Origin of the sequence: Mesorhizobium sp. M0048 (assembly GCF_040323405.1) — a bacterium.
Taxonomy (GTDB): Bacteria; Pseudomonadota; Alphaproteobacteria; order Rhizobiales; family Rhizobiaceae; genus Mesorhizobium.
The window spans coordinates 171168-194099 of the sequence record NZ_JAMYUV010000007.1 but is presented as its reverse complement, the minus strand read 5'-3'; the positions used below and the strand labels follow the sequence as shown (position 1 = coordinate 194099).

Annotated in this window: 17 protein-coding genes and 1 tRNA gene; 7 read left to right on the top strand and 11 right to left on the bottom strand. The window is 63.2% G+C overall.

All coding sequences use genetic code 11. The features are described 5' to 3' along the window. Nucleotides 1-3 precede the first annotated feature (3 nt). From NKJ84_RS10275 to NKJ84_RS10260, 4 genes are read right to left on the bottom strand one after another with little or no spacing between them, the layout of a single operon-like run. A complete protein-coding gene (locus tag NKJ84_RS10275) occupies nt 4-780 on the bottom strand; it encodes an enoyl-CoA hydratase/isomerase family protein (RefSeq protein ID WP_352506354.1) in 777 nt (258 codons plus the stop codon). After that, on the bottom strand, nt 773-2374 hold the full coding sequence (locus tag NKJ84_RS10270; RefSeq protein WP_352506353.1) for an acyl CoA:acetate/3-ketoacid CoA transferase: 1602 nt from the start codon (nt 2372-2374) through the stop codon (nt 773-775). Before NKJ84_RS10270 ends, NKJ84_RS10275 begins: the two co-directional genes overlap by 8 nt. Next, nucleotides 2371-3387, bottom strand: coding sequence for a Gfo/Idh/MocA family protein (locus NKJ84_RS10265; protein ID WP_352506352.1), 1017 nt, complete (start codon nt 3385-3387; stop codon nt 2371-2373). The genes NKJ84_RS10270 and NKJ84_RS10265 overlap by 4 nt, the downstream gene beginning before the upstream one ends. Next, on the bottom strand, nt 3384-4439 hold the full coding sequence (locus tag NKJ84_RS10260) for a LacI family DNA-binding transcriptional regulator (RefSeq protein WP_352506351.1): 1056 nt from the start codon (nt 4437-4439) through the stop codon (nt 3384-3386). The genes NKJ84_RS10265 and NKJ84_RS10260 overlap by 4 nt, the downstream gene beginning before the upstream one ends. 243 nt (nt 4440-4682) lie before the next feature. On the opposite strand from NKJ84_RS10260, the gene NKJ84_RS10255 reads away from it, so the two are divergent. Together NKJ84_RS10255 and fcl are read left to right on the top strand one after the other, a co-directional pair. Beyond that, nucleotides 4683-5837: a dihydrodipicolinate synthase family protein gene (locus NKJ84_RS10255; RefSeq protein ID WP_352506350.1), complete on the top strand. Its 1155-nt coding sequence runs from the start codon at nt 4683-4685 to the stop codon at nt 5835-5837. Nucleotides 5838-5999: 162 nt separating this feature from the next. Then, on the top strand, nt 6000-6962 hold the full coding sequence (gene fcl / locus NKJ84_RS10250; protein WP_352506349.1) for a GDP-L-fucose synthase: 963 nt from the start codon (nt 6000-6002) through the stop codon (nt 6960-6962). A gap of 66 nt (nt 6963-7028) precedes the next feature. Here fcl and NKJ84_RS10245 read toward each other — a convergent pair. Next, nucleotides 7029-7103: transfer RNA gene (locus NKJ84_RS10245), tRNA-Val, on the bottom strand. Between the two features lie 104 nt (nt 7104-7207). Further along, the gene (gene cpdR, locus NKJ84_RS10240) at nt 7208-7570 is read right to left on the bottom strand and encodes a cell cycle two-component system response regulator CpdR (RefSeq protein ID WP_006199474.1); all 363 of its coding nucleotides are present in this window, start codon (nt 7568-7570) and stop codon (nt 7208-7210) included. 153 nt (nt 7571-7723) lie between these two features. On the opposite strand from cpdR, the gene NKJ84_RS10235 reads away from it, so the two are divergent. Next, nucleotides 7724-8665, top strand: coding sequence for an N-formylglutamate amidohydrolase (locus tag NKJ84_RS10235; protein WP_254816915.1), 942 nt, complete (start codon nt 7724-7726; stop codon nt 8663-8665). A gap of 328 nt (nt 8666-8993) precedes the next feature. After that, nucleotides 8994-9767 carry a histidinol-phosphatase gene (hisN, locus tag NKJ84_RS10230; RefSeq protein ID WP_352506348.1) on the top strand — a complete coding sequence of 258 codons (774 nt, stop codon included), beginning with the start codon at nt 8994-8996 and terminating at the stop codon, nt 9765-9767. Between the two features lie 147 nt (nt 9768-9914). Here hisN and NKJ84_RS10225 read toward each other — a convergent pair whose 3' ends face one another. Together NKJ84_RS10225 and NKJ84_RS10220 are read right to left on the bottom strand one after the other, a co-directional pair. Continuing rightward, complete coding sequence (locus tag NKJ84_RS10225; protein ID WP_352506347.1) at nt 9915-10373, bottom strand: styrene oxide isomerase; 459 nt, start codon at nt 10371-10373, stop codon at nt 9915-9917. A gap of 137 nt (nt 10374-10510) precedes the next feature. After that, complete coding sequence (locus NKJ84_RS10220) at nt 10511-11485, bottom strand: alpha/beta fold hydrolase (RefSeq protein WP_352506346.1); 975 nt, start codon at nt 11483-11485, stop codon at nt 10511-10513. Nucleotides 11486-11954: 469 nt separating this feature from the next. On the opposite strand from NKJ84_RS10220, the gene NKJ84_RS10215 reads away from it, so the two are divergent. Continuing rightward, nucleotides 11955-12419, top strand: coding sequence for an Hsp20 family protein (locus NKJ84_RS10215; RefSeq protein WP_352506345.1), 465 nt, complete (start codon nt 11955-11957; stop codon nt 12417-12419). A 93-nt stretch (nt 12420-12512) separates the two neighbouring features. On the opposite strand, the gene NKJ84_RS10210 is transcribed toward NKJ84_RS10215, so the two are convergent. Beyond that, complete coding sequence (locus NKJ84_RS10210; RefSeq protein ID WP_352506344.1) at nt 12513-13565, bottom strand: threonine aldolase family protein; 1053 nt, start codon at nt 13563-13565, stop codon at nt 12513-12515. 476 nt (nt 13566-14041) lie between these two features. Between NKJ84_RS10210 and gltB the strand changes: the two genes are divergently transcribed. After that, complete coding sequence (gltB, locus tag NKJ84_RS10205) at nt 14042-18772, top strand: glutamate synthase large subunit (RefSeq protein ID WP_352506343.1); 4731 nt, start codon at nt 14042-14044, stop codon at nt 18770-18772. Between the two features lie 143 nt (nt 18773-18915). Beyond that, entirely contained in the window at nt 18916-20370 is a 1455-nt protein-coding gene (locus tag NKJ84_RS10200; RefSeq protein WP_352506342.1) for a glutamate synthase subunit beta, read from the top strand. Here the strand turns inward: NKJ84_RS10200 and NKJ84_RS10195 are convergent. Together NKJ84_RS10195 and NKJ84_RS10190 are read right to left on the bottom strand one after the other, a co-directional pair. Next, on the bottom strand, nt 20359-21654 hold the full coding sequence (locus NKJ84_RS10195) for an SGNH/GDSL hydrolase family protein (protein ID WP_352506341.1): 1296 nt from the start codon (nt 21652-21654) through the stop codon (nt 20359-20361). The two genes, NKJ84_RS10200 and NKJ84_RS10195, sit on opposite strands and share 12 nt — an antisense overlap. A 26-nt stretch (nt 21655-21680) precedes the next feature. Beyond that, nucleotides 21681-22907 carry a lytic murein transglycosylase gene (locus NKJ84_RS10190; RefSeq protein ID WP_254816924.1) on the bottom strand — a complete coding sequence of 409 codons (1227 nt, stop codon included), beginning with the start codon at nt 22905-22907 and terminating at the stop codon, nt 21681-21683. Nucleotides 22908-22932 lie beyond the last annotated feature (25 nt).

The following is a 22932-nucleotide window of genomic DNA, read 5'->3' as shown; positions in this document are numbered from 1 at the left end:
TTCCTAAGATCTTGAGAAGGCCGGTTTCTGCTTGGCGCTGAAAGCCTCGACGCCGGTCCTGAGATCGCTTGTCAGCGCGATGAAGCCGCTGGCCAGCGCTTCGGTCGCGGCAGCACTCTCCTCGCTTTCCGCAATGGCAATCATCAGCTTGGCGGCCTCGGTCGCGAGTGGCCCGCGCTCGGCGATCTTGCCGGCCCAGGCCTTGGCTTCGGCGAACGCCTTACCGGTCTCGACCACCCGGTCGACAATCCCCAGAGCAAGAGCCTCGGTAGCCAGAAACACTTCGCCGCCGAGCGCCATCCGCCGCACTGCCTGTGCGCCGAAGCGGCGCACGGCGCGCTGGGTGCCGGACCAGCCGGGAACGACGCCGATCGAGGTTTCGGGGAACCCCAGCTTCACCTGTGTTTCCGCCACGCGGAAGTCCGCAGCCGCCGCCAGTTCCAGCCCGCCGCCCAGCGCATGGCCGGCAAGCACGGCGATCGTCGGCTGCCGCAGCCGCGCCAGCCGATCAAAGACGCGATGGCCGTAGCGCACCCATTGCACCTGGAAATCGGCGGCGCTCATTTCTGCCCAAGCCTCGACATCGCCGCCGGCGCAAAAGCCCTTGCCTTCGCCGCAGATCAGCACGACGCGGACGGTCTGCGCCGCCTCGGCTTCGTCGAGCGCTGCTTCCAACCCCCGCAGCATCGGAATATCGAGCGCGTTGAATTTCTCCGGCCGGCGCAGCGTGACAATGCATATGGCGCCGTCGGTTTCAAAGGTTACCAGACGCTCAGCCATGTGCGCCTCCAAGCGACGCGCCGCCATTGAGCGACAGGCCGATCGGCCGGTCCCGGTAGAGCGCATCCGGCGTCACTTGCAGCTCGTTGGCGACGGCGAGCGGGATCTCGGCCTGCGCCAGCACATCGCGCTCGAGATCGATGCCCGGCGCCAACTCGGTCACCATCAGCCCCGCCGGCGTCAGCTTCATCACGCAACGCTCGGTGACATAGGTGATATCCTGTCCCTGCGCGACGGCACGCTTGCCCGAGAAGGAGATATGCTCGACCTCGTCGACGACTTTCTTGACCTTGCCCTCCTGGTCGATGCGGATGCCGTCACCGGCAAGCGACAGCTTGGCGCCGGCGTTGAAGAAACCGGAAAAGACGATCTTCTTCGCTCGCGCGGTGATGTCGACGAAGCCGCCGGCGCCGGCGGTGACGTGGGGCCGCGCCGAAAGCTTCGAGACGTTGACAGAGCCATGGCGGTCGATCTGCAGGAAGGACAGCAGCGAGGCGTCGAAGCCGCCGGCCTGGAAATAGATGAACTGGTGCGGAGAGGGCATGAAGGCGTCGGCATTCGACGAGCAGCCGAACTTGAAGTCGAGCAGCGGCACGCCGCCGACCGCACCCTGCTCGATGACCCAGGTGACCTTGCCGTGCTGGCCTTCCTCGATCAGGATGCGCGGCACATTGGCCGAGATGCCGAAGCCGATATTGACCGCCATGCCGTCGGCAAGCTCCATGGCGACGCGGCGGGCGATGACCTTCTGGACGTTCATCTCGGCGTTGCGGAAGCTCGACAGCGGCCGGAAAATCTCGCCGGAGATGGCCGGATCGTAGGGCGTCAGCGTCGTCTGCAACTGGTCGGGCGCCACGACGATATGATCGACCAGCACGCCGGGCACTCGTACATCGTGTGGCTTCAGCGTGCCGTTCTCGACGACGCGCTTGACCTGCGCGATGACGATGCCGCCATTGTTGCGGGCGGCCAGCGCCTGTTCAAGGCCGCCGAGATAAGCACCTTCATGCTCATAGGTGAGGTTGCCGCGCTCATCGGCGGTGGTGGCGCGGATGATCGCCACCTGCGGCACGATCGAGCGGAAATAGAGCCACTCCTCGCCATCGAACTGCTGCACCGAAACGATCGGCTCGCTGGCGGCAGCATTCATGGCGCAGCCCTGGTGGCGCGGGTCGGCGAAGGTGTCGAGCCCGACCTTGGTCAGCACGCCGGGACGCTTGGCGGCGGCTTCGCGATGCATGTCGAACAGGATGCCGGACGGCACGTTGTAAGCAGCGACCGAATTGTCGCCGATCATCTTCCAGATCTGCGGTGGTTCGGAAGATGACGGCCCGGATGGATAGGAGCCGCACAAAGTGCGCTTCAACAGGCCGGGCTTGGCTAAGTGATCGATGCCCTTGATGCCGTACATGTCACCGGCGGCGATCGGGTGCAGTGTCGTGATGTCCTTGGGATGGCCTTCGGCGTCGAAGCGCTCGCCGATCGCGGCAAGCACCGCATCCGGGCAGCCGAGGCCGCTCGACGACGACACGGAAACGACCACGCCATCCCTGATCAGGCCGGCAGCCTCAGCCGCGGAAACGAGCTTGCTCATCCAGCACTCCCGAGCTTCGGGTCGATGGCAACGGCCTTGCCGGACCTGGCCGACTGCAATGCCGCTTCGGCTGATGTCAGCGACCAGACGCCGTCTTCGCCGGTGGCGGAAGGCTGGCCCTCGCCACGGATTGCGGCGTGGAATTGGTGCAGCGAACGGGCATAGAGATCTTCGCGGTCGAAGCTCAATTCCTCCTCGCCCTGTGCCGTGCGCAGCAACACCGAGCCGACCGGCTTCTGCGTCATCACATCCCTGGCGATCAGCGAGCCTTCGCTGCCATGCACCTCGAAGCCGGTGCCGGCGAATCTGGTGGTGAAGCCCTCATGCGACTGGGCGATGACGCCCGATGCGAAACGCCAGAGGCACATGGCGCCGTCTTCCAGCCCGCCGGCGGCCATGCCGGCCGATTGCGTGAACGCCGAGATCTCGACCGGATCGTCGCCGAGCACGAAGCGCAGCGTGTCGGCATCGTGGACGGTGATATCGAGCACCACGCCGCCGCCCGCGTCCGGCCTGGTGATGCGCCAGCCCTGCAGGTTTTCCGGCAGATAGACGGAGTGGAAGACGCGCGCGGCGATCGGCCTGCCGATGCGGCCGGCAGCGATCGCTTCGCGCATCGCCCGGTGCGAGCCCGCATTGCGCAGATGGTGATTGGTGCCGAGCACGACGCCGGCGGCCCTGGCCGCTGTGACCATCTTGCGGGCGTCGGCGCTGGTCAGCGCCAGCGGCTTTTCGCAAAGCACATGCTTTCCCGCCTCGATGGCGGCGAGTGTCTGTTCGAGATGCAATTCGTTGGTGGTCGAGATGTAGACGGCGTCGATGTCAGAGCCGAGCAATTCATCAAGCGTCGAGACCGCCGCCGGAATGCGGTTTTCCCGAGCATAGGTGGTAGCCCGCTCCGGGCTGGAGCTCATCACTGCGGCGATCTCGCCGTCCGGCTGCGCGCGGATGGCGCCGATCATGAACTGTCTTGCGATCGTGCTGGCGCCGATCAGCCCCCAACTGACGGTCATGCCGCGTCTCCCATTCCTGCGCAGCCATGCTCCTTGCGATCGGGGCCGCAGCTTTCCCTGACCACGAGGTTGACGGCGCCGATATGATCCTCGGCGCGCGTGGTGCGCGATTGGATCATCTTCAGCACGACATGGGCGGCGCGCTCGCCGAGGCCGGCGGTGTTCACCGCGACGCTGGTCAGCGCCGGCATGTAGTGCTCGGCCTCGGCGACGTCGTCGAAGCCGACGACGGCAAAGTCCGCGCCGGGCTCAAGGCCGCGCTTGCGCAGCGCCAGCAAGACGCCGAAGGCGACCGCATCGTTGAAGCAAAGGGCCGCGGTCGGCGGCGCGGCCATGGCGAGCGCGGTTTCCAGGCAGGCAATGCCGCCCTTGCGGCTGGTTTCGCCCTCGAAGACCAGCCTGTCGGCTGGTGCGATGCCGAGCGCTTCACAGGCCTCGCGAAAGCCGCCCAGCCGCTCGTGATAGACGACAAGGTCGGACGAGCCGCCGAAGAAGGCCAGCCGGCGGTGGCCCTTGCCGATCAGATGGGCGGTGGCAAGATAGGCGCCGCGATGATTGTCGGGCGTGATCACCGGGATGCGGCTTTCGGGGAGGCGGCGCATGACGAAAACGACCGGAACGCCTCCGGTCTCAAGGCGGCGGAACGCGCCAGGCGTGGTGCCGCGCGCCGGCGACACGACGAGCCCGGCGACACCCTGCTCCATCAGCGATTTCAGAACCTCTTCCTGGCGCACCGGGCTCTCCGCCGTGTTGGCGATGAAAGGCACGATGCCGGCCGACTGGAAGACGCGCTCCATGCCGACCGCCATCTCGGCGAAAAAGGGATTGGTAAGATCGTTGATGACCATGCCGATGACGTTGGAATGGGCCTTGCGCAGATTGGCGGCGCCGCGGTTGTAGACATAGCCGACATCCTCGATCGCCTTGCGCACTTTGAGCGCGGTCTCAGGCCGGATCAGCCGGCTGCCTTGCAACACCAGCGATACCGTCGATTTGGACACGCCCGCCTCACGGGCGATGTCGAGTATCGTTGCCTTGGCCCGGCTGGCCATCCAGATCTGTCCTCCCGGAGGTTTCTTATGCGATTTCTATTGGAACGATCTAATCTCTGCGAGGCATTTGAGTCAATCGTGTTTTTGCGAACCCGAGAAAAGTGCGGCTCAGTGGGTGCAATCGTCTACTAAATACGGCTTCACCTGCTGCGATGCAGCAATTTGGGTTGCGCGAGGCAGGGCGGCAAAGTCTCTTGATTTATTGGAACGTTCCATTTAATAGGCGCTGGGAAGGAGAGAGCCATGGACATCACCTTGCCCGGGGAAGGCGGCGGCCGCGTCCTCTACCGGCTTATCGGCCAGCCGGTGCAGCCTGTGGCCAGCGCGCGGTTCTCGCGTATCGCCTACGCCGCGGCCCATGTCGTCGCCGACCCTTTCGCCATGACCAATCCATGGTCGAGGCCCGCGGTCGACTGGGACAAGACGATGGCGTTTCGCCATCACCTCTGGCGGCTCGGCTTCCGTGTCGCCGAAGCGATGGATACCTCGCAGCGCGGAATGGGCTTCGACTGGGTGAATGCCAGGGAATTGATCCGCCGCTCGATCGCCGAGGCGCGGAGCGTCGAGGGCGCCACTCTCGCGTCAGGCGCAGGCACCGACCATCTGACGCCGGGGGCGGCGAGCACGCTCGACGATGTCATCGCGGCCTATGAGGAGCAGTTCGGGTTCATCGAAGGGCTTGGCGGCAAGGTGATCATGATGGCCAGCCGCGCGCTTGCGGCGATCGCCAAAGGCCCCGACGATTATGCCAGCGTCTACGACCGCATCCTGTCCCAGGCATCCGGCAAGGTTATCCTGCACTGGCTGGGCGACGTGTTCGATCCGGCGCTGAAAGGCTACTGGGGCAGCAGCGATTTCGAAACTGCGCTCGAGACGGTGATCGCCATCATCGAACGCCACGCCGGCACGGTCGAGGGCATAAAGATATCGATGCTCGATGCCGGCAAGGAGATCGCGCTCAGGGACCGGCTGCCCGAGGGCGTGGTGATGTTCACCGGCGACGACTTCAATTACCCCGAGCTGATCGCCGGCAACGGCGACAGACATTCGCACGCGCTGCTCGGCATTTTCGATGCGATCGCGCCGGTCGCCAATGCAGCGCTGGCAAAGCTGGCCGACGGCGACCGCGCCGGCTACGACGCGCTGATGGCCCCGACAGTGCCGCTGTCGCGCAAAATCTTCGAGGCGCCGACCGAATATTACAAGGCCGGCATCGTCTTCATGGCATGGCTGAACGGCCACCAGGAGCATTTTTCGATGATCGGCGGCATGCAATCGGCGCGCGGCATCCGCCACTATTCCGATGTCTTTCGCCTTGCCGACCAGGCAGGGTTGCTGGCCGACCCCGCGCTTGCCATTGCCAGAATGACAAGCCTCTGCGCGGTAGCGGGCGTCTGATCGCCAGCGCTACGGCGTCCGATCCAAAGGTTGCTTCGGGTGGCTTTGCGATTTGCCTTGTCTGGGCAAATCTGTATGCGGTATGCGTCCGGCAACAGAGAAGCCGATCCGGCGCTCCGCCGGCCAACTGGCATAGCTGCCGTTCTGCATTGGGGTAAGCTGATGACCTTCGACCTTCAGGGCAAGCGCGTTTTCGTGGCCGGACATCGCGGCATGGTCGGCTCGGCCATCCTGCGCCGATTGGCCGACGAGGATTGCGAGATCCTGACCGCCTCGCGCGCCGAGCTCGATCTTCTCGACCAGGCCGGCGTGCGGCGCTGGATGGCCGACCGCAAGCCGGATGCAGTGGTGATGGCGGCGGCCAAGGTTGGCGGTATCCTGGCCAACAACAGGCTTCCGGTCGATTTTCTGCAGGACAATCTCGTCATGCAGAACAATGTCATCGACAGCGCCTTCCGCAACGAGGTGCAGAAGCTGATGTTTCTCGGTTCATCCTGCATCTATCCCAAATTCGCGGCGCAGCCGATCTCCGAGGACGCCTTGCTGACCGGGCCGCTCGAGCCCACCAACGAATGGTATGCGATCGCCAAGATCGCCGGGCTGAAACTGTGTCAGGCTTATCGGCGCCAGCACGGCGTCGACTACATCTCGGCGATGCCGACCAATCTCTACGGTCCGGGCGACAATTTCGACCTCAATTCCAGCCATGTCGTGCCCGCTCTGATGCGCAAGGCGCACGAGGCCAGGCGCGCCGGCCGCAAGAGCCTGGAGGTGTGGGGATCAGGCACGCCGATGCGTGAATTCCTGCATGTCGACGACGCCGCCGACGCGCTGGTCTGGCTGCTGAAGAATTATTCGGGCGACAGCCACATCAATGTCGGCTCTGGGGAAGACATCACCATTGCCGATCTTGCCCGCACCATCGTGTCGGTCGCCGGCGCCGATGCTGCGATAACGTTCGATGCGACGAAGCCGGACGGCACGCCGCGCAAGCTGATGGACGTGTCGCGTCTGTTCGCCACCGGCTGGCGCCCGCGCTACTCGCTGCGCAGCGGATTGGAACAGACCTATGCGTGGTTTCTGGAGCACGTCGAGACCGGTGATCTCCGCCTCGGCGCGGCCTGAGGCTGGTATAGGCCGGGAACGTCAGTCGACGAAAAATACCAACGGCCAATCGAGGGATTGTCTGGATGGTGGGCGTGACAGGGATTGAACCTGTGACCCCTGCAATGTCAATGCAGTGCTCTCCCGCTGAGCTACACGCCCATCCGAAGCCGCGCATACACCATTTTTGGTTCGGCACGTCAATAGCGGGAAAAGCGAAAGAATGGCTGGCTTGCGGCGTTGGTCAAGACGCGACAAAAAGCGCGTCAGGCGGCCTGCAGCATCTTTTCGACTTCGTTGACGAGGTCGCGCAGGTGGAACGGCTTCGATAGCACCTTGGCGTCTTTCGGCGCCTTGGAGTCAGGGTTCAGGGCGACCGCGGCGAAGCCGGTGATGAACATCACCTTGAGGTCGGGATCGATCTCGGTAGCGCGGCGGGCGAGCTCGATGCCATCCATCTCGGGCATGACGATGTCGGTCAAAAGCAGCGAAAAAGGCTCCTCGCGCAGCCGCTCATAGGCACTGGCGCCATTGTCGAAATCGCTGACCTGATAACCGGCGCGCTCCAGCGCCTTGACGAGGAACCGGCGCATGTCGTCGTCGTCTTCCGCCAGCAGAATGCGTGCCATCTTGTCCCGTCCGAATCACCCAACCGACAATGCCGTGCGGCAAGCCCGTTAACCATGCTGTATATGAGGAGGTGACGGTAAACATCAAGTGAACGTTGGGCGCACAATCCTGATTTGGCTGACGCTTCGGCGGCTGGACATGCGGGCGGCGAGGTGGCACTTTCCTATCATGATGCATTGGTATTCCCGGGTTCGTTCAAATTGAAAACGGCAGCCGAGGATTTTTCGGTCGTTCCACCCTTCGAAATCCGATCGGGCGCCGAACAGCGCGTTCCCTTCCTCTTCAACTCGCCGCATAGCGGCCGCTACTATCCGGACCGGTTCATGGCGATGGCCAAGCTGGACCGCAACGCGATCCGTCGCTCCGAGGACTGCTATGTCGAGGAATTGTTCGGCGGTGCGGTCGCGCTAGGGGCGCCGATGCTGGCGGCAAACTTCCCGCGTGCCTATCTCGACGTCAACCGGGAGCCGTGGGAACTCGACCCGCGCATGTTCGCCGAACCGGTGCCGTCATTCTGCAACATCCGCTCAGCGCGGGTGGCCGGCGGACTCGGCACCGTGCCCAAGCTTGTAGGCGAGGGGCTCGACATCTATTCCGGCCGCTTGCCGCTGGCGGAGGCCGTGGCGCGCATCGAAGCGGTCTACAAGCCCTATCACGAGACGCTGAAACGGCTCTTGACCAGAACCCATGCGCGCTTCGGCTATGCCGTGCTGATTGACTGCCACTCGATGCCGGCAAGCATAAGGGTCGGCGACAGCGGATTGCGGCCGGATTTCATCGTCGGCGACCGCTTTGGCATTTCCGCCGCGGCGGCGTTGACCGAGACCGCGATCGGCCTGCTCACCGGCATGGGCTACAGCGTCGCCCACAACAAGCCCTATGCCGGAGGCTTCATCACCGAGCACTATGGCCGCCCAGTGCGCCATCTGCATGCGCTGCAGATCGAGGTCAATCGCGGGCTCTACATGAATGAGCGGACGTTCCAGAGATCATCTGGTTTCGACGCCCTGGCGGACGATCTGGCGCGGTTTTCAGCCGAACTGATGGCGATGCCCGATCACAATTTCATGGATCTGCCGCTGGCCGCCGAATAGCCGCGGAATCGCGGCACTCGCCGCTCATGCGGCGGCATAAAAAAAGACCGCATCGTTTGCACGACACGGTCGAAGTCTAGGGAGGAAACGCCCAAGGAGGGCATGGACAGGGAACCCCTGTCCGAGAACAAACGTATTGTGCGCTGCACAATTGTCAAGGCGCGTTCCGGCTTTTTTAATTCACTGTGAAGTGGAAATTGCATTTCCACGATGATTGCGTTGCATTCGAGCAACAGTTAGCGTCCAGCGAAAGGCTCCGAACGCCCTTGTTTCGGCATAAAACCGTGGGCTAACGGGCATCTCAAACATGCTGGAGCGGGAGAATCAGTTGGACGTCAGCATCGAGTTCATGCGGCGCGTTGCGCATGCCGCCGCAGCGGAGACCTTGCCGCGCTTCCGCAATCAGGGCGCGGTCACCAACAAGGAGCGCGGCAGCTTCGACCCCGTCACCGAGGCCGACCGCGAGGCCGAGCGGGCGATCCGCGCGCTGATCAACGCGCAATACCCCGATCACGGCATCCTCGGCGAGGAGCATGGCAGCGAAAACATCTCCAGCCGGCATGTCTGGGTGATCGATCCGATCGATGGAACGCGCGCCTTCATTTCCGGCCTGCCGGTGTGGGGAACACTGGTCGGGCTGACGGTCGACGGCGATGCCGTCGCCGGCATGATGTCGCAGCCCTTCACCGGCGAGCTGTTCTACGCCAATGCCTCCGGCTCGCATTATGAAGGTCCCGGTGGCCCCCGAAGACTCGCAACGCGCAAGACGACGAATCTCGCCGAGGCGACGCTGTTCACCACCACGCCGGCGCTGTTCAAGGGAGACGCGCGCCTGCGCTACGACCTGTTCGAGCAACAGGTCCAACTCGCCCGTTACGGCACCGACTGCTATGCCTTCGCCATGGTGGCGGCGGGCAGCGTCGATATCGTTGCCGATCCCGGATTGAAACCTTACGACATCGTCGCGCTGATCCCGATCATCGAGAAGGCAGGCGGCGTTGTCACCACCTTCGAAGGCGGGCCGGCGGAAAACGGCGGCGACATCCTGGCGGCGGCGACACCGGAACTGCACGCGGCGGCGATGGCGGCGCTGCGCGGCTAGGCATCCGGTGCACCCACGCGTCTGGTTTTGCGCAAATCCGACGGAAACCGCGGTACAGTTCCAAAGTGCGTCGCGTTTGAATGGGGCGCGCTCGCATTTTTGTATGTCGTTATCGCACAACCGCTGCGCACTTTTGCGCGACATGCATTAGCTATCGGCAGGCCAAGCGTCCGAGAGACGCAGGCCCCACAAAATGAGCACGAAAGAGATGAGGCCGGTCGGCGCGGACGAATACGCCACACCTTTGATCACTGCTTCCTGAAGGGCACTTCCGTGGAAGGCTCCGGCCGCTAACGGCATAGTCTCGTTGCCGGCCGCCCAGGCGCTGGCGATCACGTAGGCGGCCAGGATCGCCAAAGCCGAATAGATCAGCAGCCAGAATGCAATCCGCGACGTCGCCGCGCCGAGATTGAGCCTAGACCATGTGAGGCCTAGCGCCAGCAAGAGAACGCCCTCCAGGGCGCTGAGCGTGTGCGCGGACAGTCCGAGCCGCGGTGCGGCGAGATACGGTATTGCAAACCCTTCGAATGACGAAAACAGCAGCAGCGCGACGCCAATCTGCAGTAGCCGATGCCCCTGACGTAACAGCGTGTTCGATGCGTTCATGGTCGTTTTTCTCCCGGCGAATGGCCTCCAACCTCTTTGGCAGCAAGCTAGCGCTCGATGCCTGAACGGGAATGAGGGGGCACGCTGCGCCGGACAAGCGACCCGTGCGGGCCTTGTCGGCGGGCGCCGCGAAGCGGTCAAACAGCGTCGCCGGTTCCGGGGATGAAGGCATCGAATGCCGCAAGCAACTGCTCGCGATAGAGGTCGGCTTCCTGGAGGATCTCATGGCGGGCGCCGTCGATCATCACTAGCGAGCCGACGCGCAGACGTCTCGCATAGGCTTCGACTGCCCTGGTCGAGACGACTTGGTCGGCGCCGGCGGCGATCATCAGCAAGGGCACCTGGATCTTGGCCATGAAATCCGGGTCGCTGACGATCAAGGATGCCTCCGTGGCCGCCTTCAGCCAGCGGATCGTCGGTCCGCCGAGCGCCAGCTGCGGATAGGTTTCGTAGATCAGCGTATTGCGTCGATAGCGCGCCGGGTCGCTGGTCAGCTTGTTCATGGCGAAGGCCACCGATTCCTTCGGCCGCGGCCCCCATGCGGCATAGAGCCGGCCGAGGCCGAGAAGGCAGAACAGCGAACAGATGCGGCGAACGGTTTTTACCGAAACCGGCAGGTCGGGCACTGTGAAGAACGGTGCGATCAGCACCATGCGGCGCACGCGGTTCGCCATTGAGGGCGCGGCAAGCAGCGCAATCACCGCGCCAGCCGAATGGGCCAGTATGTAGTAGGGCCCTCGGCAATCGGGCAGCACGATCTCTTCGAAGAACTGCTCCAGATCACCGGTATAGTCGAAGAAGCTCTGGACGTGGCCGCGCTGTCGGTCGCCGATCATCCGGTCGGAAGCGCCCTGACCGCGCCAGTCGAGGGTTGCCACGCCAAAGCCCCGGTCGGCAAGGTTGCGAATGGTCTCGAAATACTTCTCGATGCACTCGTTGCGGCCGGTCAGGACGACCACGGTGCCCTTCATGGGGCGGGCAACAGCGGCAAACAGCCCATAGCGGATCTTCTTGCCGTCGCGCGTGGTGAAGAAGCCACCGGCTGCGTTTTCCGGCAGCGGATTGTCCGGAGTTTCGTGGAAGACGGGGGTCTGGTGGAAAAGATCGGTCATACGGTGTTTGGCTGGTGTCGGTGCCGACGGGCGCAAGTCAGGCATAAACGCCCATGCGCCAAAAGCAAAGGAATTCGGGATGCCGGGGAGGTCGACAGGCAGCGAAGAAATAAGGCCGGAAGCAGCCTTGGGCGTACTTCCGGCCTCTGTCGACCCGGGAGGAAGGGACGTTGCACCCGGTTCGGCCTCGTCGTGTCGCCTTTTTCGCGACCTGTTCGTTATCTCGAGAACAGTTTTAATGCCGCCTGGCTGAACGCTCGCCGAAGCCACGGTTCATCTGCCGTTCATCGGCATCGGGACGTCGGCCGCGACCGGTCCCGTTTGGACGCGGGAAATCTTGAAATGCCGTCGTCCGCTTCCCAAATTTGTCATGCGGTCGCCAATGTCGGGGCCGCTGGCCCATCCGAAACGCTGCTACGGGTTTCGCACCGGCCATACGCAACCTTGTTGCTCAACAGGAGAACACATCATGCGTCACGTTGATTTTTCCCCGCTCTACCGTTCGACCGTCGGTTTCGACCGGTTGTTCACCATGCTCGATTCGCTTGCGCAGCCAGAAGGCCAGACGTATCCGCCTTACAACATCGAGCGCACGGGCGAGGATGCCTATCGCATCTCGATGGCTGTGGCCGGCTTCTCGGAAGATGAGATTTCGATCGAAGCTCACCGCAATGTGCTGACCGTCAAGGGTGAGCGCAAGGAGGAAGGCAATGGCGAAGGCTCCGAACTGCTCTATCGCGGTATCGCCAGCCGAGCCTTCGAGCGCCGCTTCCAGCTTGCCGATCACGTCGAGGTTGTCGGCGCCGCGCTGAAGAACGGGCTGCTCTCCGTCGACCTCAAGCGCAACATCCCCGAAGAGCTGAAGCCGCGCAAGATCGCGATCACCTCGGCTCCGGCCAAGGCCAATCCGATCGAGGCCAAGACTGCCGCCTAAGCCAGGCAGCTAAGTTCTCCGGGGACGCCAACTCCCCGGGAAGAAAGGGCGGTGCAGCAATGCGCCGCTCTTTTTGCTGGTGGGTAAGGCTTGCTATCCGGCGAGCAGGTAGCCGAAACGGTCGACCTCGTCGGGCGTGGTCGCGAAGCTGGTGACGAAGCGATAGAGCGCTTCGTCCTCGCCGATGTGGCCGTCGTAGCCGAGCGGCCTGTGCCAGTCATGGAAGGCCGCGCCTGCCGCTTGCATGCTTTCGGCCTCGGCCTTTTTCATGACCGCGAAGACCTCGTTCGCCTGCGGCAGCCAGGCCAGCCGGGCGGAAGGGGAATCTTCTATCGCCGCGGCAAGCCGTGCCGCCATCGCATTGGCGTGCCGTGCCGTATCGAGCCATAGCCCACCCCTGAAATAAGCATCGAATTGCGCGGCGATGAAGCGCGATTTCGAGAACAGCTGGGCCGCGCGCTTGCGCAAAAAGGCCAATTCCTTGGCTCGCTCGAGGTCGAACAGCACGATCGCCTCGGCGCACCAACAGCCATTCTTGGTGCCGCCGAAGGAGAGGATGTCGATACCGTGCTTCCAGGTCATTTCGGCCGGCGTCGTTTCCAGCGCGACGAGCGCATTGGCAAAGCGGGCCCCGTCCATGTGCAGCGGCAGTCCATGCTGCTTTGCGATCGCCGAAATCCTGGCGATTTCGTTCAGCGTGTAGACGGTTCCGACCTCGGTCGACTGAGTGATCGAAACGGCAACCGGCCGCCCGGAATGGACGTTTTCGGGTGCGAAACGGTCCACCGCCCGTTCCAGATTGCCGGCATCGATCTTGCCGAGCGCGCCTTCGACTGTATAAAGCCGCGAACCGCCGGTGAAATATTCCGGTGCACCGCATTCGTCCTCGATGATGTGCGATTCGCGATGGCAGAAGGAAATGCCGCCTGGCTTGTTATAGGTAGTCAGCGACAGCGAATTGGCAGCGGTGCCAGTGGCGACGAAAAACACCGCGACTTCGCATTCGAAGATTTCATTGAAGCGCTGGTAAACTGCCTTGTCGAGGACGCCGTCGCCATAGGCGGTGGAGAAGCCGTCGGCATGGGCCGAGAGGTCGGCAGCGATACGGGGATGGGCGCCTGCCCAATTGTCGGAAGCGAAAATCATGCGTCTGCCTATGCTGGGGAAATCGGTGCGAGCTTGGCCGCTTTCGCATGCCGGCCGCAAGGGGCAGACACCGAAAATCCCCTAAAGCCAGCCAAACGCATGAGCGTACATGCAGCGACGAAAGGTTACGCTGATACCGCGTTCCGCGCAATTTTCTGTCGCGAAAGCTTCAAGAATTTTGTGAATCGGTCTTGTGTGCATCCAAAATTTCTGTCATAAAAATTTAGGACAGTAGTGCTGTCTTATTTTGTCGCACAAAACTAGTCGCGTTGGCATATGATTGCGCCTCTGCGGCCATTGCCGCGAGCGACAGCTAGACAGCCTGGCTCTGGCCTGTACGAATACCATATGCGAACGATGCGGAAAGCCGCACGGTCGGCAAGAATTTCGCAAGACGTGCCGCAAGATTGAAAGGGGAGCCACGCGCTTCCCGACGGAAACCAGCGCCCGAAGGGGACGGAACGGAGGACAGGACGATGACGGACATGACGCCATCTGCGACGAAGGCCGCGCAGACGAAAGCGGCAGCCGTCAAAAATCCGTCCCTGACCAATATACGGCGAACCAACACCGGCTATACCGCGCACGGCCTCTATGATCCGCGCAACGAGCATGATGCATGCGGCGTCGGCTTCATCGTCAACATGAAGGGCGTGAAGTCGCATCAGATCGTCGAGGACGGCCTTGCCGTGCTCGAAAACCTGACGCATCGCGGCGCGGTCGGCGCCGATCCGCTGATGGGCGACGGCGCCGGCGTGCTGGTGCAACTGCCGGACCGCTTCTTCCGTGAGGAGATGGCCAAGCAGGGGGTCGAACTGCCGAAGCCCGGCCACTATGCCGTCGGCCAGGTGTTCATGCCGCGCGACCCGGAGCTGCAGGCGCATATCGAAGGCATCATCGCCGAGGTGGCGCAACTCGAGGGCCAGCCGCTGCTCGGCTTTCGCGACGTGCCGGTCGACAATTCGTCGCTGTCCAAGGCGCCCGACATCGCCGCTTCCGAGCCGGTGCACCGGCAGGTGTTCCTGGGCCGCGGCGCCGAGATCGAGAACGACGACGATTACGAGCGGCGGCTCTACATCCTGCGCAAGGTCATTTCCGGACGTATCCACGAGGAGACCAAAGGCGTCGACAACGGCTTCTATGTCGTCTCGATGTCGTCGCGGACCATCGTCTACAAGGGCATGTTCCTGGCCTATCAGGTCGGAGCCTACTACAAGGACCTCACCGACCCGCGTTTCGAGACGGCGCTGATCCTGGTCCACCAGCGCTTCTCGACCAACACGTTCCCGTCGTGGAAGCTGGCGCATCCCTACCGCATGGTCGCCCACAATGGCGAGATCAACACGTTGCGCGGCAACGTCAACTGGATGGCGGCGCGCCAAGCTTCGGTCGATTCCGAACTGTTCGGCAACGACATCTCGAAACTGTGGCCGATCTCCTACGAAGGGCAGTCGGACACCGCCTGCTTCGACAATGCGCTCGAATTCCTGACGCAGGGCGGCTATTCGCTCGCCCACGCCATGATGATGCTGATCCCGGAAGCCTGGGCCGGCAACAAGCTGATGGGTCAGGACCGCAAAGCCTTCTATGAGTATCACGCAGCCCTGATGGAGCCGTGGGACGGGCCGGCGGCGGTTGCCTTCACCGACGGCCGCCAGATCGGTGCCACGCTCGACCGCAACGGGCTGCGGCCGGCGCGCTACATCGTTACCGATGACGACCGCGTCATCATGGCCTCGGAAGCCGGCGTGCTGCCGGTGCCGGAGGAAAGGATCGTCAAGAAGTGGCGGCTGCAGCCCGGCCGCATGCTGCTGATCGACCTGGACAAGGGCCGCATCGTTTCCGACGAGGAGATCAAGTCGGAGATCGCGACCAGGCACCCCTACAAGAGCTGGCTCGCCAACACCCAGCTCATCCTCGAAGATTTGAAGCCGGTCGAGCCGCGCGCCCTGCGCAGGGACGTCAGCCTGCTCGACCGCCAGCAGGCGTTCGGCTACACCCAGGAAGATACCAAGCTGCTGATGTCGCCGATGGCGACCACCGGCCAAGAAGCAGTCGGCTCGATGGGCACCGACACGCCGATTTCGGCGATGTCGGACAGATCGAAGCTGCTCTATACCTATTTCAAGCAGAATTTCGCCCAGGTCACCAACCCGCCGATCGATCCGATCCGCGAGGAACTGGTGATGAGCCTGGTGTCCTTTATCGGGCCGCGGCCCAACATCTTCGACCTGGTCGGCAATTCGCGCCGCAAGCGGCTCGAAGTGCGCCAGCCAATCCTGACCAATGGCGATCTCGAAAAGATCCGCTCCATCGGTCACACCGAGGACCGTTTCGACACCAAGACGATCGACATCACCTATGCTTCGAATGAAGGCGCGGCCGGCATGCAGGGCGCTATAGACCGGCTATGCGAGCGCGCCGAGGCGGCGGTCGCCGGCGGCTACAACATCATCATACTGTCGGACCGTCAGCTCGGCCCGGACCGCATCGCCATTCCGGCGCTGCTGGCAACGGCGGCCGTGCATCATCATTTGATCCGCAAGGGATTGCGCACCTCGGTCGGGCTCGTCGTGGAATCCGGCGAGCCGCGCGAGGTGCATCATTTCTGCTGTCTCGCCGGCTACGGCGCCGAGGCGATCAATCCCTATCTCGCTTTCGACACGCTGCTCGACATGCACAAGCGTGGCGAATTGCCGGCGGAGGTCGATGCCTACGAGGTCGTCTCCCGCTACATCAAGTCGATCGGCAAGGGCATCCTGAAGGTGATGTCCAAGATGGGCATCTCGACCTATCAGTCCTATTGCGGCGCGCAGATCTTCGATGCCATCGGGCTGAAGTCGGAGTTCGTGCACAAGTACTTCACCGGTACGGCGACGCTGATCGAAGGCGTCGGGCTGGACGAGATCGCCGCCGAAACGGTCAGCCGCCACACCGACGGCTTCGGCAACGACCCGGTGCTGCGCAACAGCCTCGAGGTCGGCGGCGAATACATGTTCCGCATGCGCGGCGAGGCCCATATCTGGTCGCCCGATGCAGTGGCGACCTTGCAGCACGCTGTGCGCCAGGGCTCGTGGGAGACGTTCAAGGACTATTCCGCCCAGATCGACAGCGAGACGGCGCAGGCGCAGACCATTCGCGGCATGTTCAAGATCAAGCTTGCGCAAGAGACCGGGCGCAAGAAGGTCGAACTCGACGAGGTGATGCCCGCGGCCGATATCGTCAAGCGCTTCTCGACCGGGGCGATGTCCTTCGGCTCGATCTCCAGGGAAGCGCATACGACGCTGGCGCGCGCCATGAACGCCATCGGCGGCAAGTCGAATACCGGCGAGGGCGGCGAAGAGGCCGACCGCTATCTGCCACTGCCGGGCGGCGGCAAGAACCCCGAACGCTCGGCGATCAAGCAGGTCGCTTCGGGACGCTTTGGCGTCACTGCCGAATATCTGGTCAATTCCGACATGATGCAGATCAAGGTCGCGCAAGGGGCAAAGCCCGGCGAGGGCGGCCAGCTGCCGGGCCACAAGGTCGACGCAACCATAGCCAAGGTCAGGCATTCGACGCCGGGCGTCGGCCTGATCTCGCCGCCGCCGCATCATGACATCTATTCGATCGAGGATCTGGCGCAGCTCATCTACGACCTGAAGAACGTCAATCCGGCGGCCGACGTATCGGTCAAGCTGGTCTCGGAAGTCGGCGTCGGCACGGTTGCGGCCGGCGTCGCCAAGGCGCGTGCCGACCACATCACCATATCAGGCTATGACGGCGGCACCGGCGCTTCGCCGCTGACCTCGCTCAAGCATGCCGGCAGCCCGTGGGAGATGGGCCTTGCCGAGACGCACCAGACGCTGGTGCTCAACGGCCTCAGGTCGCGCGTCGCGCTGCAGGTCGATGGCGGCCTGCGCACAGGGCGTGACGTCATCATCGGCGCGCTGCTCGGCGCCGACGAGTTCGGCTTCTCGACCGCGCCACTGATCGCGGCCGGCTGCATCATGATGCGCAAGTGCCATCTCAACACCTGCCCGGTCGGCGTCGCAACGCAGGATCCGGTGCTGCGCAAGCGCTTCAAGGGCACGCCCGAGCACGTCATCAACTTCTTCTTCTATGTGGCGGAAGAGGTGCGGGCGCTGCTTGCCGAGATGGGCTACACCCATCTCGACCAGATCATCGGCGACACCGACCTTCTGGAAAAGCGCGAGCTGATCCAGCACTGGAAGGCGCGCGGACTCGACTTCAGCAAGATGTTCTACAAGCCCGATGCGCCACACGCGGCGGTGCACTGGACCGAGCGGCAGAAGCATCCGATCGACGACGTGCTCGACCGTAAGCTGATAGAACTGGCAAAGCCGGCGCTCGAAGCCAGGCAGCCGGTCAGCATCGAACTGCCGATCCGCAACGTCGACCGTTCGACGGGCGCCATGCTGTCGGGTGAAGTGGCAAAGCGCTTCAAGCACAAGGGCCTGCGCGAGGACACGATCTCGGTGAAGCTCACCGGCACGGCCGGCCAATCCTTTGGCGCCTTTCTGGCGCGCGGGATTTCGTTCGAACTGGTGGGCGCTGCCAATGACTATGTCGGCAAGGGTCTGTCGGGCGGCCGCATCGTCATCCGCCCGCCGGAGAACACGAAAATCGTTGCTGCCGAGTCCATTATTGTCGGCAATACCGTGCTCTACGGCGCAACCGAGGGCGAGGCCTATTTCTGCGGCGTTGCCGGCGAGCGTTTTGCTGTGCGCAATTCGGGTGTCGCCGCGGTCGTTGAAGGGGTCGGCGACCATGGTTGCGAATACATGACTGGCGGTATCGTCGTCGTCATCGGCCAGACCGGCCGCAACTTCGCCGCCGGCATGTCGGGCGGCGTCGCCTATGTGCTCGACGAGGCGGGCGATTTCGCCGAACGCTGCAACATGGCGATGGTCGAGCTGGAGCCGGTTCCGGAAGAGGACGACCTTATGGAAAAGCTGCTCCACCATGGCGGCGATCTCGACCATAAGGGCCGTGTCGACGTATCGGGCGATATGACCAGCCACGACGAGGAGCGGCTCTATCAGCTGATCTCCAACCACGTCCACTACACGGGCTCGGTACGAGGTCGCGAAATCCTCGACGATTGGGCGACTTTCCGGCCGAAATTCCGGAAGATCATGCCGGTCGAATACCGCCGCGCGCTGATCGAGATGGAGCGGATGCGCATGAACGTGGCGGCGGAATAGATTTGGAAATTGCCGGGAGGCCATGCGTCCTGGCAACCATCTTCATCAACAATCCTGACCTCGGACTGAAGGTTGCCACGGCTGCCTTATGAGGTTAACGGGTGCGTCGCCAGGCGTGCCTTCCGGACAGCAGGGACTGGACTATGGGCAAGGTAACAGGGTTTCTCGAGATCGACCGGCAGGTGCACAAGTACCAGCCGGCTTCCGACCGCATCCGGCATTTCCGTGAGTTCACGCTGCCGATGTCGGACAAGGAGGTCGAGAAACAGGCCGCGCGCTGCATGGATTGCGGCATTCCGTATTGCCATGGACCGACCGGCTGCCCGATCCACAACCAGATCCCCGACTGGAACGACCTCGTCTACAATGGCGACTGGGAAAACGCGATCCGCAACCTGCATTCGACCAACAATTTTCCGGAATTCACCGGCCGCATCTGCCCCGCACCTTGCGAGGAAGCTTGCACGCTGAACCTCGAGGACATTCCGGTCGCCATCAAGACGATCGAGCAGGCGATTGCCGACAAAGCCTATGAAACCGGCCATATCCGGCCCTATCCGCCGGAAAGGAAGACCGGCAGGCGTGTCGCGATCATCGGCTCGGGGCCGGCGGGAATGGCGGCTGCCCAGCAACTCGGCCGCGCCGGCCATGACGTTCACGTCTATGAGCGCGAGAGCCGGCCGGGCGGGCTGATGCGCTACGGTATCCCCGACTTTAAGATCGAGAAGCATTATATCGACCGGCGCATCGAGCAGATGCAGGGCGAAGGTGTCAGCTTCCATTGTGGCGTCAATGTCGGCGTCGACAAGCCGGTAGCCGAACTGCTCGCCGAATATGACGCGGTCCTCTATTGCGGCGGTTCCGAAACACCGCGTCCGGCCAACATCCCTGGCGACAATCTCGACGGCGTGCACGACGCAATGCCGTATCTGGTTCAGCAGAACAAGCGTATCGGCGGCGAGCCGATCCAGTCGGTGGCCTGGCCGTCGCGCCCGATCGTCGCCGGCGGCCAGCACGTCGTCGTCGTCGGCGGCGGCGACACTGCCTCCGACTGCGTCGGTACCGCCTTCCGCCAGGGCGCGGTGCGCGTCACCCAGCTCGACATCCGGCCGCAGCCGCCGGAAAAGGAGGACAAGCTGTCGGTGTGGCCCTACTGGGCGACCAAGATGCGCACGTCATCCTCGCAGGCCGAAGGCGCCGAGCGCGAATTCCAGGTGGCGACGCTTGAATTCATTGGCGAAGACGGCCAGCTGACCGGGGTAAAATGCTGCGAAGTCGACGAAAAGCGCAAGCCGATCGCGGGCACGGAATTCGTCATCCGCGCCGATCTCGCGTTCATCGCCATCGGCTTTGCCGGGCCAGCCGCTCGCGGGCCGGTCTCGGAACTCGACGGGCAGATGAAGATCGTCACCGACAGCCGCCGCTCGAAGAATGTCGAGGCCAATGACCGGGACTACAGGACCAGCGTCGAAAAGCTCTATGCGGCGGGCGACGTGCGGCGCGGCCAGTCGCTGGTCGTCTGGGCGATCCGCGAGGGCCGCCAGGCGGCGCGTGCAATCGACGAGGCGCTGATGGGATCGAGCGTGCTACCGCGCTGAGCCTGTTCCGAAACTCTCCAGAAAGAGGCGCCAGCTTTTCTGCCGGATCGCCGTCGTCGTATCGGATGCGGCCGCCGTCGCAGGCTGTGTCTTGGGCGGCCAGGAGAAATCGTCAGCGCGGCCCGGTGAGGCGTCGGGCGCCTTGCCCTCGACGATCAGCCTTTCGCCCGGCAAATTCTTGTCAGCTTTTGCCGGCGGGGCGGCGCCGAGAAGTTCCGAACCGCCGTCCAGCGCCGGATCGCTGAGCAGCATCGGCACGGTGCGATCGACAGCTATCGGCGCGGCAGCAGGTGCCGGCGCCTCGACGGGAGCGCCGGCCGGGGCAGAAGCCGTCACCACGCTTCCCGGCGCGGCCAGCCCCAGGATCTTCATCAGCGGCTTTTCGGTATAGAAGGCGAGCTTGCGCTTGCCGGCCTTCGACATGTTGATGCCGTCGTCGGAGCGCAGGCGCACCGATTGGCCGTTGATGTCCGGTCCGCTGGTGATGAAGGCGCCGTTCTCGTCGACAAACCCGTCCCAGACGTCGACGAATTCGCCGCCGTGGCTTTCGGCGGACGAGCGGAAGATATCGTTGAAGGCCAGCATGTCGGAGGTCATTTTCGAGACCCGGAAGGCCGGCATGCCAACCCACAAATACGGCACCTTGGTTGCGGCGATGGCCTTGCCGAACGCATCGGTCCGGCGCTCGTATTCCTTGGTCCAGTTCTCGGATCGCGGCTGCTCGCGCACATCGCCGACGCGCATCTGCTGCCGGTCGTTGGATCCGAGCATGACGACGACGGCTGCCGGTTTTTCGGCCGCGATCAGCGACTTGACCTGTTCTGGCCAGTTGTAGACATCGTCACGCACGAAGCCGGACGATCCGTTGGCACGGACGACGATCCTGACGCCGGTGTTTTCGGCAAAGGCGGCGTCGAGTCCCTCAGCCAGCCCAGACGCCATGAAATCGCCGACTACCAGAACGACGCGTGCATCCGGCGCCTTCTCGGTCACTGGGGTTGTCGGCTCGGCCGGCGGCGGCCGGCGAACTGACCGGGGCTTTCTCAGCTTGGGCCTGGGCTTTGTTCTCTGGAATTCTCTCTGGAATTCGGGCGGCGGCTGCTCAAACCGCTCGCTTCTGCGCGGAAACAACAGGTCGCGCAGCGACCAGCCACGACTTTCCGGCTCCTGCGCCATGGCCGAGGTATGAAAGGCACTGGCGGCGCCGACTGCCAGAACGGCGATCGCCAGAACCAGAATCGGCACGCGACGAACAATTAACCGGATGCGCGCAGCCGAAACCAATCACCCTCTCCATCCCGTAACCGGCTCTAGTTCTGCCTGAGCCATTTGAGCACTTCCTTGCTAGGATACCCGTCCTGGGTCAAGCCGGCCTTTGCCTGGAAGGCCATGATGGCGGTTTTCGATCCGTCACCGATCTTGCCGTCGAACTTGCCGTCGTAAAAGCCGTGCTCGGAAAGTCGCTTCTGAAGCTCCTGCCTTTCCTCGAAGGAGAGCTTGGTAAACGGTCGCTTCCAGTCCTGCACAAGCCCGCCATAGCCGGCGATTTCGTCGGCAAGAAGGCCCACGGCGAGCGCATATTTGTCAGCATTGTTGTAACGCTTGATGACCGAGAAATTCGTGATCATCAGGAAAGCCGGCCCGCCGCGGCCGCCGGGCAGCTTCAACGTCGCCTTGTCGGCACCGTTCTTGAACGGCTTGCCGTTGGCACGGGTGACGCCCAGCGCCTGCCATTGCGACAGCGACTTCGAGCCTCCGGGCAGCTTCTTGCCGTCCGGAAGGCTGACTTCATAGCCCCAGGTCTTGCCTGCCTGCCAGCCGTTCTTCCGCAGCAAATTGGCGGCTGTCGCCAGTGCGTCGGGAATAGAATTCCAGATGTCGCGCTTGCCGTTGCCGTCCATATCGACCGCATAGGACAGGTAGCTGGTAGGGATGAACTGGGTATGGCCCATCGCGCCGGCCCATGAGCCGCTGAGATGGCTTTCGTCGATGTCGCCGGTTTGCAGGATCTTCAGCGCCGCGATCAGCTGGGTGCGGGCAAATTTCGCTCGCTTGGGGTCCGCATAACCAAGCGTCGCCAGCGAGCGCACGACATTGCGCATGATATCATCGCGCTTGAGGGTTTCGCCGTAGTTCGATTCCATCGACCAGATGGCCAGCAGGATGTAGCGGTCGACGCCGTATCTTGCCTCGATCCTGTCCAGCCAAGGCTTCCATTTCCTTGCCATTTGCTGGCCGACGGCGACCGACTGGTCATGGACGCGGTTGTCGAAATAATCCCAGGCGGGTGCGGTGAATTCGGGCTGAGTACGAGCCTTTTCCAGCACCACCGGGTCAGCATCGTTGATGCCCTTGAATGCCTGGTCGTAGACGGAGCCGGAAACGCCGCTCGCCACGGCGGTAGCACGGAAGCTGGCGACCCATTGGCGGAAGCCGGCATCGGCAAAAGCCGGCCCGCTGGGCATGAGCAAAGCAAGCGAGAGGCTGGCGGCCGTCAGGACGCTGGTGAAGCGCCTTGCGGCGTTGCGAACGGACATCTTTTCCTCCTTCTTCATCTCAGGA